At 42.9% G+C, this 15,249-nt stretch carries 15 protein-coding genes; all 15 read right to left on the bottom strand.

Annotated elements, in window-relative coordinates; genetic code table 11:
• Positions 1–60 precede the first annotated feature (60 nt).
• On the bottom strand, positions 61–852 hold the full coding sequence (locus tag MHB43_RS06840) for an ABC transporter permease (RefSeq protein ID WP_036668933.1): 792 nt from the start codon (positions 850–852) through the stop codon (positions 61–63).
• A complete protein-coding gene (locus MHB43_RS06835; protein ID WP_221819126.1) occupies positions 845–1,753 on the bottom strand; it encodes an ABC transporter ATP-binding protein in 909 nt (302 codons plus the stop codon). Before MHB43_RS06835 ends, MHB43_RS06840 begins: the two co-directional genes overlap by 8 nt.
• Positions 1,754–1,785: 32 nt before the next feature.
• Positions 1,786–2,037 carry a hypothetical protein gene (locus tag MHB43_RS06830; RefSeq protein WP_143760279.1) on the bottom strand — a complete coding sequence of 84 codons (252 nt, stop codon included), beginning with the start codon at positions 2,035–2,037 and terminating at the stop codon, positions 1,786–1,788.
• 251 nt (positions 2,038–2,288) lie between these two features.
• Positions 2,289–2,810, bottom strand: a complete 522-nt coding sequence (locus tag MHB43_RS06825; protein ID WP_405131601.1) for a hypothetical protein — start codon at positions 2,808–2,810, stop codon at positions 2,289–2,291.
• Between the two features lie 92 nt (positions 2,811–2,902).
• The gene (locus tag MHB43_RS06820; protein WP_405131600.1) at positions 2,903–3,469 is read right to left on the bottom strand and encodes a VanZ family protein; all 567 of its coding nucleotides are present in this window, start codon (positions 3,467–3,469) and stop codon (positions 2,903–2,905) included.
• Positions 3,470–3,514: 45 nt separating this feature from the next.
• Positions 3,515–4,432 (bottom strand): LCP family protein, encoded by a 918-nt coding sequence (locus MHB43_RS06815; protein ID WP_405131599.1) that lies wholly within the window; start codon positions 4,430–4,432, stop codon positions 3,515–3,517.
• A 40-nt stretch (positions 4,433–4,472) separates the two neighbouring features.
• Positions 4,473–5,804 (bottom strand): UDP-glucose dehydrogenase family protein, encoded by a 1,332-nt coding sequence (locus tag MHB43_RS06810; RefSeq protein WP_405131598.1) that lies wholly within the window; start codon positions 5,802–5,804, stop codon positions 4,473–4,475.
• On the bottom strand, positions 5,801–7,189 hold the full coding sequence (locus tag MHB43_RS06805) for a sugar phosphate nucleotidyltransferase (protein WP_405131597.1): 1,389 nt from the start codon (positions 7,187–7,189) through the stop codon (positions 5,801–5,803). The genes MHB43_RS06810 and MHB43_RS06805 overlap by 4 nt, the downstream gene beginning before the upstream one ends.
• Before the next feature lie 47 nt (positions 7,190–7,236).
• Positions 7,237–8,235, bottom strand: a complete 999-nt coding sequence (locus MHB43_RS06800) for a polysaccharide pyruvyl transferase family protein (protein ID WP_405131596.1) — start codon at positions 8,233–8,235, stop codon at positions 7,237–7,239.
• Complete coding sequence (locus MHB43_RS06795; RefSeq protein WP_405131595.1) at positions 8,201–9,586, bottom strand: lipopolysaccharide biosynthesis protein; 1,386 nt, start codon at positions 9,584–9,586, stop codon at positions 8,201–8,203. Before MHB43_RS06795 ends, MHB43_RS06800 begins: the two co-directional genes overlap by 35 nt.
• Positions 9,586–10,482 (bottom strand): glycosyltransferase, encoded by an 897-nt coding sequence (locus MHB43_RS06790; RefSeq protein WP_405131594.1) that lies wholly within the window; start codon positions 10,480–10,482, stop codon positions 9,586–9,588. The genes MHB43_RS06795 and MHB43_RS06790 overlap by 1 nt, the downstream gene beginning before the upstream one ends.
• Positions 10,483–10,513: 31 nt before the next feature.
• A complete protein-coding gene (locus MHB43_RS06785; protein ID WP_405131593.1) occupies positions 10,514–11,659 on the bottom strand; it encodes a glycosyltransferase family 4 protein in 1,146 nt (381 codons plus the stop codon).
• Between the two features lie 37 nt (positions 11,660–11,696).
• A complete protein-coding gene (locus MHB43_RS06780) occupies positions 11,697–12,779 on the bottom strand; it encodes a glycosyltransferase family 4 protein (RefSeq protein WP_405131592.1) in 1,083 nt (360 codons plus the stop codon).
• A gap of 1 nt (position 12,780) precedes the next feature.
• Positions 12,781–13,944: a glycosyltransferase gene (locus tag MHB43_RS06775; RefSeq protein ID WP_405131591.1), complete on the bottom strand. Its 1,164-nt coding sequence runs from the start codon at positions 13,942–13,944 to the stop codon at positions 12,781–12,783.
• A complete protein-coding gene (locus tag MHB43_RS06770; protein WP_405131590.1) occupies positions 13,941–15,248 on the bottom strand; it encodes a hypothetical protein in 1,308 nt (435 codons plus the stop codon). Before MHB43_RS06770 ends, MHB43_RS06775 begins: the two co-directional genes overlap by 4 nt.
• Position 15,249: the final 1 nt, after the last annotated feature.

The raw sequence follows: 15,249 nt of genomic DNA, 5'->3' as shown, positions 1-15,249 counted from the left end.
CTGAATATACACTTATTTTCTTTCCAAAACAAACATTGGAGCAAAAAAAAGAAGCAGGCGTTAGCCTGCCACATCTCTTTTGCTGAATACAACCCAGGAAATCACCATGAAAATAACGTAATACACCGCCAGAACTGCAATGGAGAAACCCAGTGTCATTCCTGCACTTGGGCCACCCATTAATGCAAAATCCGCCCCGGAGGTCATGTATTTGCTCAGATCCATGTTGTTGAATAGAACATACTTGGCCCACTCATAACGGACCGGATTGAATATGAGCGAGAAGATACTCTGTGAGAACATAATGAACAGGGATAATCCAATCGCAAGTGCACCTGAACGAAATACGGAGGACACCATAAAAGCAATCGCAAGCGTAATGAACAGATCAACGTACAAATATCCCCATAACGTCAGAGCATTCGTAGCCGGACTACTGCTTCCTCCCGGAGCATCATGCGAGAAAAGGATATAAGACGTTAGCATGGCCATCGCGATGATCAGCAATGTACTGACAATACTGAAGCCAACGACGGTCAGATATTTGGAAGCAAGAACTTTGCTTCGTGACCATGGACGGATCAGCAATAGCTTGATGGTTCCCCAGGTAAATTCGCCCGCGACCGATTCCGCTGCAATCACGACACAGAAGATTGTGTTCAGGAAAAACGTAATCTGGATGGTCGTTACAGCCGCTTCCCAGTACAAAACTTCATTGGACCCCATGCCTTCTCGCAGTAACACTGGCATTAATAGCGAGATCAGCGCCAGAATCGATAACATGATCCAGGTACGGGGACGACGGAAAATTTTCATATTCTCATTCAATATCAGATTACCAAAACTACCCAATTCCTCCACCCCCAGTGACTTGCAAGAATTGTTCTTCCAGGGTGTGAGTCACGTTACGAATACCGTATACCTGAAACCCTTCACTAACCAGCTTGGCATTGATATCCGGAATCTGCTCACGAGACACCCGCATCACCAGGACATTGCCCTGCACGATAGCACCCTGAATCAGATCCGCAGCGCGGTCAGCATCATTCAGCTCAAAAGCAACTTCGATTAATGCATCCGAACCGGCTTCAGCCCGAAGGTTTCTTACATCGATCAACTTGCCGTTCTGGATGATGGCCACTGTATCACACATCAGCTCCATCTCCGACAATAAATGACTGGATACAAAGACCGTAATACCTTCCTCTTGGGTGAGCTGACGCAAATAATCTCTCAGTTCCCGTATACCCTGCGGGTCCAAACCATTGGTCGGCTCATCCAGTACAAGCAGCTTCGGTTTATGTAATATCGCTTGCGCGACCCCCAGACGCTGGCGCATGCCCAGTGAATAGGTTTTGACCTTATCGTGAATACGGGCGGTAAGCCCCACACGTTCAATCGTTTCCGCAATACGTTCTTTCGTAACTCCCGGCGACATGCGGGCAAAGTGAACGAGATTCTGGTACCCGGTCAGAAACTTGTACATTTCCGGATTTTCTACAATAGCTCCTACCTGGGCTACCGCCTGTTCAAATTCATTCTTCACACTGTGTCCCGAGATGAAAATGTCACCTTTACTGATGGACATCAGTCCAACCATCATCCGAATCGTTGTTGTTTTCCCCGCGCCATTAGGTCCTAAAAAACCAAAAACCTGCCCCGGAGAAATATCCAGAGTCAGGTCGCTGACCAATGATCGGGAGGATATAATTTTGCTGACGCCCTGAATCCGGACGACCGGCTCCTGCTGCATTCAATCCCCTCCTTCATGGACGAGCACATCATTCATGCCCGTTTCTCATATGAACATAGTGTATCATAATCTTTAGTATATTGTCCCGCAAACTGGGATTTCCCCTGACGTTTCGCTTCAACTACACACGCTTCACAGCATCCAAGCGGCATTTCACTCCGGTAGAATCCGGTGCGAAATACGTGATTGCCTCCATTGCCCTCTTCCTTCATTTCTACAGAGCTTCTAGTGACCGACACAATCATCCCACAACTGACACAGTAAAAGCGGCCCGTTTCGATCAATAATATTCCTTCCCCTCACAAGGAGCTTAGAAGTCCTTGTTATTTGTCGTTAGACGCTGAAAATTGATACATTTTGTATCTATCTCGTAATTTACTTGACACCGGGACTAATGTCAAGGCTTCAAAGCCATAAAAACAAGCAAAATACAAAAAAAGCTCCATAAATGCGACAAAAGTCTCGCATTTATGGAGCCAGATGTTAGGTAAATGATACAATTCGGTTCAATGTATGGGTTAATATTATTTCTTGATCAGTCACTATTGTCGACCTGCGAGGTATCCTCATTTTTCTGATTTGGATAATACCAGAGTAAGGTCCACTCATCGCCATCCTCTACCAGATAACAGGTCTGCACAATATCGAATTGGCCAAAGGTACCTGAGTACTTCTGGGTGACCCGAATTCGGTAGGCTTCAGAAAATGGCTTAACGCCATCGATCACGGTTACATCGAACTCGCGCTTCGGCTTCTCCATCTCCAACTCAAACGTTTCCACGCCAAAGTGCTGCATAAATATATGTGCTCTGTTCTGTACGTAAGCACTCTTGGGGAACCGCTCTTTCATCAGGGGATGAAAAAGTTCCCATGAACTGCCGAAGTCACCCGTCTGCTCATATTTGTAGAACTCTTCGGCAACAGCAGCAGCTTCATCCGATGTATCTGCCTGAAACAGATACGAAATGGTTCTGGCAATCAACCACAGCAATAATACAATGATCGCGATGAAGCCGATCTTTTTGAGCAAAGCATTCCGGGTCCTTCTTCGCAGCATGTCCAGCCCTCCTTGTCCTACTCCATACTTATGATGGATAGCAGACAAGTAGAAGCTAGAAGCGGGTTCTGAAGGCAGCATTTCCTGGGAAATCACTTATCGTGAACTGAATCACACCTTCCCTTTCTGATCCTGCGGGTGATGGACAGAAGCCATGCATATACGGCAATCCCACAGCAACCACCAAGCAAGTCCAATCCAACATCACGTATCGAGCTTGTCCGATTCGGGCTGAACTGCTGAATATACTCATCAATGGATGCGATGATAAGTACCACAGCCAGAGCAACTACAATACAAGTCATGATGCGGATTCTCCTGTATCGCAGCCCGCCATACACAAGCATGGCGAGCACAGCGTATACAAATAGATGAGCACTTTTGCGAAAAATGAACTCTGCAAAATCATACGGCCTTTGCTTTAGTGAATACTCATACTCCCCATATGTGAATTGAATATCAGGAAGTACGAAGCCAATCTGCACTTTCTCGATCCATTGATGAAGCCATGGCTGGATGTTCTGCTGCTGATATGACTGTGCGGACATGGACCAGATGACCAGAATCCACGAGATGATCAGCAGCAGTAACAGAATATAAACATAAGGTCGTTGTTTACGATTGTGTTTATGTCTTCGTTTACCGTAATCCTCCTCCATAAGCAAGGTCCTCACCACTTTCAAAAAACCTTTCAATATTTCTGTTTATTTCTCCAAATGTTCTTCAAGTATGCCGTGAATACGATCCCTTTCCTGTTGATCCACGATGTAATAATAAATCCCATCAATTTTTTCGCCTTTACCCTGGATTTCCACCGTATCTACATTCTCCAAATCATTGCGATAATCGAGGAGGAGTTCCTTCATTTCATCAAAAGTAACATCCGTTCTGACATGAGTACCTAGTTCATCCAGCATTTTTTGAATATTAAATACACTGGAGAATTGCATCGTATTCTTAAGCATCTGCTTCAATACCTCACGCTGTCGATCATTACGACCCAAATCCCCTTTCGGGTCATCATAGCGCATTCTTGAAAATCCGAGCGCAGCAACACCATCCAGATGAATATTCCCTTGATTATAACTCTGACCCTCATAATCAAATGCAAAAGGATTGTTTACATCTACACCTCCGACTAGGTCAATGATTTTGGCAAAGCCCTCCATATCCACTTTCATATAATAATGAATGGGGACTCCCAGAAATTGCTCAACGGTATTTACCGACATATCCACGCCTCCAAAGGCATAAGCATGATTGATCTTATCTACAGTATTGTGTCCTACAATATCTGTCCGTGTATCCCTTGGAATATTAAACATGAGCACTTGTTTTTTTCCGGGGTTCACACTTAGTACGATAATCGTATCCGAGCGCCCGCGATCATTCGGACGCTCATCCACACCTAGAATGAGCGCATTAAAAGGCTCTTTACTGTTGATATCCACTGGAAGCCCGCCTCTACTATCTGTGACCGAGACAGGCTTTACAGGATTTCGTGGCTCATAAATTTGATCAGCCGTTGATTTAACGAATTGGTAGAGATATATGGCGTAACCAAATACAACAATTACAAAAAGGGAAACAATCCACGTTGTAATTTTAATCCACTTTTTCATGGGATCTTCCTCACTCACATTCAAAATGATAGCTGGATGATTAAATGATCGCTGCCGCTTTCCCCTCAAGCTTCTTCAAACCCGGACGACCTACAGAATAATATTGAAGATTAGACGCTTGAATCTGTTCAGCACTATATAAATTACGACCGTCAATCATAATGGGATCCTTCATGACTTCGGCCAACTCTGCCAAATCAATATGAGCAAATTCCTTCCACTCGGTCAACACACACAGGGCATCTGCTCCTTCAGCAGCATGGAGTGGGTTCTCTTCCCACGAGATGGAGGCTACATCTACCTCTTTACGGAAATTGGCAGTTGCGATGGGATCATAAGCCTTTATTACCGCTCCTGCATTGCTTAGATGTTGAATGATATCAATCGCTGGAGCATCTCGCACGTCATCCGTATCCGGTTTAAAAGCAAGTCCCCAGACTGCAATTGTTTTTCCTGTCAGGGACCCCAGTGCCTCTTCCAGTTTGTGAATGACATGGAAGCGTTGATCCTGATTTACTTGGACAACGGATTTTAATAGTCGGAAATCATAATCCACCATACCTGCGATCTGAATTAATGCCTGTGTGTCTTTGGGAAAGCAAGATCCTCCGTAGCCAATACCCGCTTTTAAAAATGAAGATCCAATACGCTTGTCGTAACCCATACCTTCGGCGACTCGTGTAACATCGGCTCCTACTTTTTCACATATATTCGAGATTTCATTAATAAATGATATTTTGGTTGCCAAAAATGCATTGGATGCATATTTAATCATTTCGGCTGATCGAATGTCCGTAATGACCAAGTTTTCCGTTAATGGACGATGAAGTTTTTTTAGTGTTTGAATTGCCCGATCACTGTTTGTTCCGATGACTATACGGTCAGGGTTCAATGTATCTTTGACCGCCGATCCTTCCCGGAGAAACTCGGGTACAGATGCTACATCAAAAGGTTTGGAAGAAATACTTCTAATGAGCTCACGAACACGATCATTGGTACCTACAGGTACTGTGCTCTTGGTTACAATAATTTTATAGCTCTCAATGTGGCTTCCAATCTCAACAGCCACTTGTTCTACATAGCTCAGGTTGGCTTCGCCATTGGGAAGCGAAGGTGTGCCTACAGCAATAAAGATAATATCTGACTGGTTAATGGCCTCAGCGATATTGGAAGTGAACGACAGTTTTCCCGCTTGCATGTTGGAGGACATCAGCTCTTTGAGTCCAGGCTCATAGATGGGAACGTTACCCTCATTGAGCATCTCTACTTTGGCCTCATTGTTGTCCACACAGATAACCTGATTGCCAATTTCCGAAAAGCATACTCCCGATACAAGACCTACGTACCCTGTTCCAATCACCGCAATATTCATCTTGTTTTCCCCCAATTCACGCAATTTTGGATAATATCTGTCCATTCCATCTCAATTCGAACGATATCTTCTTCCACCAGCTCACTGCCCATCTGTACTTCAATGATTTCGAGTTCTGTCACGGCTTTTACACTGTGTTTGCCGCCTGCCGGAATTGAAATGATATCCCCCTGATTAAGCAGCCTCAGCTCCCCATCAAGAATCAATTCGCCTTGTCCCGAAACGACTGTCCATACTTCATTTCGTTTGAGATGGTATTGATAAGAAAAATTCTTGTCCGCACCAATAATAATTCGTTTGGTTAATACCTCTTCTCCTTTGGCATTACGTGTATAATCAAGCACCTTGTAACAACCCCACCGGCGTTCTTCATACATGGGGCGTTGATTGCTGTCCTTAAGAACCTCTTTAATCTGTGGACTTGCCTCTTTCTCACTGACCAGAATTCCATCCGGACTTGTAGCAACGATTAGATTGGATACTCCCAACACACACACCGGGATGTTCAATTCATTGATCAGATGTGTGTTCACCGAACTGTTCGTCATTACACCTCTGCCCACAATATTGGTGCTCATCTCATCCGTCAGCGTGTTCCATGTACCAAGATCTTTCCAATATCCCTCATAAGGTGTAACCACAATGTGACTGGCTTTCTCCACAACCTGATAGTCAAAGCTGATTTTCTGTAATCTCCCATATTGTTTAAGCATCTCCTCATACTGGATTGGTAGCTCAAGGGAGATCAGCAAATTAATCAGATAATTCAGCTTGAACGCAAAAACCCCGCAATTCCAAAGGGCAGATTGTTCGATCATCTCTGCCGCTTCAGCTTCACAGGGTTTTTCTTGAAAACGTGATACTTTGGCGTAATGATTGTGTTTTTTGGCTTCCTGTTGATCAGGAATAATATAACCATATTTCTCTGAAGGATAAGTGGGTTTTACCCCGATTAATGCGAGCTCCGCACCAGACTCATCCAATACACCTTCAAGCTCTGTAACTTTATAAAAAAAGGATTCCTCCACATATGGATCAACGGGAAGTACAGTTACCGTTTCGTTCAGACTTACACCCTGTACCGAGTACAGATAAACAGCTGCCAATGCGATTGCGGGAAAGGTATCTCTGCGTTCCGGCTCAACGACAAGATCAACCTCATTGCCCAGTTGACTTCGTAAAATCTCCACCTGTGGCTTGCTCGTTGCAATCGTGGCCTGCTCGCTTAGTCCCGTATGCTGCAGCTGCCTCCATACCCGTTGCACCATGGATTCAGTCTGCCCTTCCGGCCCCTCCAGTACTTTCAGGAATTGCTTCGATCTCGTATCGTTGGATAAGGGCCATAACCTCTTGCCTGATCCACCGGAGAGAAGAACTATTCTCATGGTTATCACTCCACTCTCTATATTTTCACACATTGAGTCCCGATTTTTTATACCGTTGCGGTTGTTTCCATATACTTAGGGGCAGGTGGAGAGCTTACTTTTGAGGAATAATCCATGTTTGCCGTTTTAACTTCATGAGTCCATATCCGATAATAACCAGAGTTCTTTCCATAGGAGTTATCAATCAGCACATTGGGCTTTGCCATAAGGCAGGATAGGATGTGCCCATGTAATCTGGAAGAATGAATCATGCGATAGTCAGCGAAACAACGAATAGCCTTGTTTACCAGATAATCACTATATTTCATCCATATGACTTGTGAAATGACTCTTAACGTTCGCTTCTTTAGTCCTTTGCTGATTAAATAGATAATTTTCTTTTCATATCTGTTGTATAATGTTGGCCAATCCAAGTAATCTCCTTGCTGCTCTGTTGAAATCAAAGATTGTTGAGAGGTTTTTTCAATATCTGTTCTAAAGAAATTCAACTTTTCTTTACGCGGGGAACGTTTCAATTCAATTGGCCATAATTGATGTGCCATATCAGGAATTAAAGCCACCTCACAGTTCGGGAAATTCTCGGAAGCAATTTGAAACGATATTTCATCCCGAACATATATATGGAGATCTCGATGTTGATTAAAAATAGGGGCGGTTCTTTGGAGAGCAGACTGATCCTTATAAAATATCGTCTGAGGAAGAATCACAATTCTATGATTCGGATAATGCTGAACAATATTTTCCCTCAATTTTTGATGTGCTTCGTATAAGTCTCCAAAATTCCCGCCACCATGGAGTACAATGATTTGATCTAGTGGTATTTCAACCTGATAATTAAAATCATAAACACTATATCTATGGGTGACGTGAATACGGTGGTCTTTAAAAAAAGTCTCTGTTCCTTTCATAATAAGAAGATCGCCACAATTGCTATGGACAGGGTAATCAATATAATAAATTTTGGAATTGGGAGGTATGACCTCCAGTATGGATTCAAGCCGTTTTTTCAACTCATCCATGGGATGAATCCTTTGCATGTTTGACATCTTTTCCGGCTCCTTTGAGTAAATTTTTCTCTCTCAATCTTTCCTTTAAGAACGTAATATCTTCCTTGTTGTACAGCATCTTATGCATAGGCATTTTAAAAATAATGGATACCGATGCCAGTGACATCAATATGCGAACAAAGGAACCCAACAACAAGGCAAGCCCTATTCCGTATAGGCCCAGTAGTGGAGTGAGCACAAAAAATAAAGTAATGGTCACCGCCAATGCTACAATTTGTCGAAGTACGATTACACCCGGTCTTCCTAGCGCGTTAAAAGCAGATGCCAAGATCCATGATCCTCCGCCAACAATGCATTCAAGAGACAACAAATAAAACACGCCGCTGGCCTCCAGAAATTCCGGTCCAAATAATAATCCAATAAAAAAACGACCAATCAGCATACTAGGTATGATGATGATCGTCATAAGAATCATACTGATTCGGAAGGCTCTGCCTACAAGGGTCAGCACTTTCTGCTGCTCCATGCCTGCAACCTTCGGAAAGATTACATTCGTGATCGCAGTCTGAACTACGTTAAACATTCGGGAGAGGGCAAAAACAACCGAATACAGCCCAAAATCTTTGGGGGTAAGCAAAGCCAAAATAATGATTTTATCGAACTGGTTATACAAGGTACCAAGCAACTCAACACCGTATACTCGAATGCCATAGCTGAACAGGTGAATACAAGTTCTGAATTGACCGGCCAGTTTGCTTATAGAACTGAATATTTGCTGACGCATGGCATACATGTAACAAATCAATACAAGAATGTTGGCTGCAAAACTAACAACTATAGCTCTTTCCACCGTCAATATCCCTGTTACCCACAGCAATACCAGACCTAAAAGATTAAATAAGGGAGCAAACAGCCTCGATAGATTATAAATATGAAATTTATCTGTTCCTTGCGCGGCGGCTGCAAGCACTCCCATAAACAGCATGACAGGAACCATGGATACCGTATACCAGCGCGCAATGGAAATGACCGATTCCGAATATCCGGTCAGCCAGGAAGAGATGCCAAACCAACTTACCATTCCAGCTATGACGCTAATGGGAATCTGAACCGCAAAACTCATGCTGATGTAGGTTGGCAATTGATTGCTGTTCTTTTTTACATTGTAAATTAATGAGGTTGGCAGGCCAAGTGCAGCTAGACCAGATATAAAGGCAGGCCAGAACAGTACAGCAGCAAGTTCCCCTTTCCCCGTTGCGCCGAACATTCGGGCAGTAATAATCGAGGTGAGGGTTGTCACAGCCATAATAAGAATATTGGCAAAACTGGTCATGAGAATGGTCTGTACCATACTGCGATGTCTTGGATTTTTGGCAATGGCCATATTCATCAGGTGTTCAGTCCTCTGCCATTCCGGAAAGATCCGACAATCGTTCCGTTACGATAAGATATCTTTGCCATTTCACTCATTACCTTTTGGACATTATTAAATGAGATTAATATTAATAACGCCGCTTGAACAATCCTTACAGTATGCTTGAATATTCCCCACCCACTCTTCTTATAACGTGTTGCATCACTAATGCCTTGCCAATAAACTCTTCGCAGTAACCAACGTTTAGTTAGCCTACTTTTTGCTATTTTATGTTCTACAATAGCATATGGACTGTAAAAAACTTTATATTCTAAACGAACCCGACCGATTAGTTCGCTTTCTTCACTCGACATTAAATTACTACCTACACGTCCTAAATCTTCTCTAAACGGTTTAATCTGCTGAAAAATACTCATCCTGAATGCTACGTTAGCTCCAAAAGGAATATAGGGTGCCTGCATTTCAACAATCTCGTCGGAAAAGTCCATCAACGTGTACAAACTGACGATATCATGTGGTATCCATTCAGGCTTTCCACCCTCCCAAATCGGAACTATTTTTCCACCGACACATCCAATCCTGGAATCTATTTCAAATATTTTAACGACTTCTTTAATCCAAGTTGAACATGCTAATGCGTCATCATCCAAGAATAAAATAAATTCACCTTTCGCTTCCTTTATTGCTCTATTTCTTGCATAGGACAATCCTAATTGTGGCTCGAAAATATAACGAACATGCTCTGGCATGTTAAAAGAGTCGAATAATTCTTTCGTGTTATCTGTTGAATTATTATCAATAACCAGAATCTCGTAATCAATACTACCTGTGTCCCCATTCAAAACACTTTCAACAGCCTGCATCGTGTCTATTGCTCTGTTGTGTGTACAAATGGATACTGAAGCCCTCATTATCTCACCCCAAATATACAGTTTTATTGGTTCAGGCTAATTGCTTCAACAGCTGACCACGATGCGACCACAGACAATGATTGATAACCCACTCATATCCATTATTCCCCATCGTCCTGGCCAGTCCCTCATCCGTAATCAATTCTTCGATACGATTGGCGATTTCCTTCTCATCCATAGGATCTACGAGATAACCAGTTATTTTGTCCTTTACCGCATCAGGAATCCCACCACTATTCCCCGCAATCACAGGCAATCTGTAGTAGTTGGCTTCGAGGAATACAATTCCGAAACCTTCAACATCACCTTTTTCCTTAATATCACGGCTGGGCATGATAAACAGATCAGAACATTCATATATCTGATGCAGCTCATGGTCAGTGATCCCTCCTGTGAAAACAACTACAGAATCCAACCCGTACTCACTAACCAGTTGTTCCAACTGCCCTTTATATGGTCCATCTCCACATATTAGATATTTCAGATTAGGAATCCGTGCGATCACATGACTAATGGCTTTGAGAGTGACATCATGTCCCTTTCGCTCCACCAGACGAGAGACGGTTATCATCACTTTTTTTCCGTCCAAATCATACTTATCGCGGATATCTTCATGGAGTCCAGAATCACTGTTTAATTTGCTTACGTTTAATCCTGGTGGAATAATGACAATTTGCAGCTCTGGAATGCCCAGCTCCACCAACTTTGACTTCGTATACTGACTATTCGCAATCACCTTGTCAGAACGCCTCAAAATGAACAACAGGAGTGGGAACAACTTGCTGTTCACCATTCCCATCACATCCAGGCCATGAACATAAGGGAAATATTTCACTCCGAAAATAGTTTTCATAAACGGACCCGCAATACCTACCGGAAATATGTTGACAAAATGTATCTCGTCCGTCTTTTTGCGCCAATTCAGAATAATAAGCTGGAAGACCAGAATAAGCTGCGATAGGATGAGCAATAGCTTATTAGAATTCCAAAAGATTCGCTTCCGGATAATCTCGAAATCGGCCTTCCGGTCAAATTGTTCGGACTCTGCAACATCCCTTATTTTATTCGTTAGAACCGTGGTCTCTTCTGCCGGAATCTGTGATATAAGCCCGTAGGCATAATCATGAATCCCTCCTTTTTCGGGCGGGAAATCAATAGCAACAAATACTTTATTCATAGGTTTTATCTCCCTTGAAAGACCGCATAAATCCTTCTTACACCGTACTCATGATAATGTTGATCGTATCCTTGGCGCATTTGTTCCAGGAAAAAAAGGCCGAATGCTCTTTGCCCTGAATGGACAACTTTTGGCTAAGCTCCGGATTAGACATTATCTCGACGAGGCGTGAAGCTGCTTCCTGCGGGTGATGAGGATCAAAGTAAAGCCCAGCTTCTCCACATACTTCCGGAATGGACCCTCGAGAGGATACTATCACTGGACAGCCGAGCGCCATCGCCTCCAACGGTGGCAAGCCAAATCCTTCATACAACGACGGAAAAATGAAACCAGCAGCATGTTCATATAATGCTTTTAACTCTTCGTCCGTCACATAACCCACCCAATTTATGCCATCCGATTCGTTTAATGCATGATTGCTGAATACCTTGCTGTTTTTCGATCCAACAATGACTACGCTCAAATTTTGGGCCTTCACCTCAGGCAAAATCTCTAAAATCAGCTTGAAGTTCTTATATGGATTCATTGTGCTGACAGCCAGGACATATGGTGATTGTATCCCGTATTTCTCTAGCGTCCCTTGAGCAGCCTTCCTATGATGAATATGATCAATACCCAAGTGAGTGACGGTTACCTTTTGCGCAGCAATTTTACAGTGTTGGATCAGTTCTCCTTTGGAGAAGTTGGATACCGTGATCACTTTTTTGGATATCTTCCCCAACCTAACCGTCAAAAACTGGTACCATGAACGAAAAGCAAAGGAAAATGCCTTCGGATAACTAAATACGGATGCATCGTGGATCGTCACGACCTGATTTCGTTTAAAAGCCGGACCTGTATTACACAGGTTAATCAGCAATCCTTTTCTCACGTAGAGCGGAAGTTCAAGCTGTTCCCACACATGTCCCTTAAATCTGCCGACCACCTGGTGACGGATATGCTTTAATTCGAGCTTAGTGATAACATTATCAGGAGAAAGCAGACAAAACTCATAACTAGTGCCATCCACCTCTCCCAATTCAATGAGTTTGTCTATTTCCTTTATAAGCTCAATAGCATAACGCTGTACTCCAGTTACGGTCTGAGTTAGGAAACGGCCATTAATGTATATTCTAATCATGTTATTCTCCATTTCTCTTTGAAATTTCCAGACGTGAAGCCGGTTGCCCCCCCTGGAAGGTAGCGCCTATATCCCTCGCTTCATAATAGAGACTAACGAACTCTTCATTCATTCGATCAGAGCTAAACCTCTCCTTGTAAATGCCATGACCAACTTCTCCCATGGCAGCCAGCGTCATTTTATCGAGATTCATTAGAATCTCTCGCAGTTCTTCTAGTCGGTCAAGATCAAAAATGTATCCGTTTATGCGATGTGAAATTAACTCTGGTAAAGAGGCTCGATTGCTTGCAATCACTGGCTTGCAGTTCTTCATAGCTTCCAGGGCTACCAAGGGTAATCCCTCCCACCTGGATGGCATGATAATCGCATCGCATTGCTCGTAATAGTAGTCAATTTCCGCATTGTCCACCCATCCCAGCCGAACCACATTTTCAGGAAAAATCCACTCATTCTTTTCCAGTACACTATCACCGATGACATATAGCCGGATCAACTGTTGAAGTTCGGGATATTTACCAAGTACATCAAGAAGGATATCCAGTCCTTTCTGTCGATCATATCTGCCAACGAATAAGAGCTGAATGGCACTCTTCTTATCAAGATCGTCTCGAATAACTGGCCGAGAATGGTCTAGTCGCTGGTTATTTTTACGATCACGCAGCCCACTGTATACAAATCTGGATTTGGCAGGAGACATCCCCAGTCGAACAGACTGCTCTAGCTCATACTTCGAAATATTGATGATAAAATCCGTTTTGAACTCTAGCACTTTCTCGATCATGAAATAAGCCTTTTTATGCAAAGGTTTCGTATCCATTAGAAAGGACCATCCATGGGAGCAATAAAATACGCTAGCTTTTCGGGGGGAAATAAAAAACAAGCTCCTTGCGAGCATACCCGCAAATGAGCTGTGAACATGAATAATATCCGGTTGAATACGTCGTATGGCTTGGTTAATCTGTTTCATGGCTGAAAAAAAGTTTTTGGGGTGTCGCTTATACTTGTAACGGAAGATGTGATCTGAATCCAAATCAAAATCAGAAGCCGAATTATAGTCGCTCATCAGCAAATAAACATCAAAAATATGACGCTGGTACGCAACGAGTTCGTTTAAGTATGTCGCTACCCCACCAACAACGTATTCTCCTATGTGCAAAACTTTCATCTACGCTCACCCGCTTTGTAAGGTATATCGTCTGCTTCGCGATACTGATAAAGTGCCATTCCAATGACCATCCAGAAGAACACATTAGCAGGAAACAGCTCAAGTACATTCGTTGTTAAACTTGCCACTGCCACTCCTGCTCCAAGAGCGAGTGCTACCTGAGGCAGACGCAAAGAATTCGAGGCAGGTAATTTATTCATTCTCTTAACAAGCGAGACAATAATCCACATAAATAAAACAACAAAATATAAGATTCCGATTAAACCAGTCTGTTCGTACAAGGAAAAGTACTGATTGTCTACCGCAAAATTACTGGAGTTCAAACCCATCATATGCGTTCTCCGACTTGCAGCACCTACCGAACCAATCCCATTGCCAATCATTCCATTCATCGTGAACGGTGAAGTGAGACTGCTCCCCCATGTCTGCAATCGACTCAGTAAGGAAGAAGTAGAAAGAAGATTATTAGATTGCAGCATTCTGCCCCCAAAAAATATAGCTGCTGGGAGCAACATGAACGTAACAGCCAGTATCAGTGTGTTTTTTTTGCTATATTTGCGAATATGAAGAAAGAACATAACCACTTGATATACAAACCATAGTAATAGTGCTGATCGAATGGTCGACAACAGTAAGAAGCTGATTGTCAACAGTTGGATGCACAATCGAAAACTCCGATGGTTCACTGCCGCTCGGGTTCGTTCCGCAATTATACCTGTTATAAGCAGAGCATATGCATAGCCATCAGGTGAATAGGTAATAGAAGACAACCGTGGTACACCCTCAAGATAGTTTTTGATATTCACTCCGTATACAAATCCCATCGCGATTAACTTTTCTATGCCCAGAGAGTATTGAATTAACCACCCTGCAATTAGCATCATAAGAATGATCAGGTTGGTTCTGGCAAATGCGTAGATTCCACCATATTGAGCCATAAGCATACCTGTAAATAACATCACAAGAGGCAAAAACGTAATTTTGATTCCATAGATCAATGTAACTACGCTGGAACCTAGCAATACGTTTAATGCTCCAAGAACAACAATTGATCCCAATATAAGCAGGAGCGGATTTAAGAAGACAACCTGATGACGATATACTCTAGTAAGTGCGAAAATGGAAATAATCACTATTCCTACGTCTTTCAACGAACGAATCACAATATTATCCACATAAATGGAAATCAAACCGTAGATTGATAGATAGATTAGCAAAAAATGCATGGATACTGTAAACAGTGAGGACGGAGATTCCGATCTCACCTGGACAAACGGATGGGATCTGGCATTCAAAGAAGTCATG

Source organism: Paenibacillus sp. FSL H8-0317, from assembly GCF_045040685.1.
In the GTDB taxonomy this organism is placed as follows: domain Bacteria; phylum Bacillota; class Bacilli; order Paenibacillales; family Paenibacillaceae; genus Paenibacillus.
The sequence above is the reverse complement of the archived record's forward strand: the minus strand, read 5'-3'. Positions and strand labels throughout refer to the sequence as shown.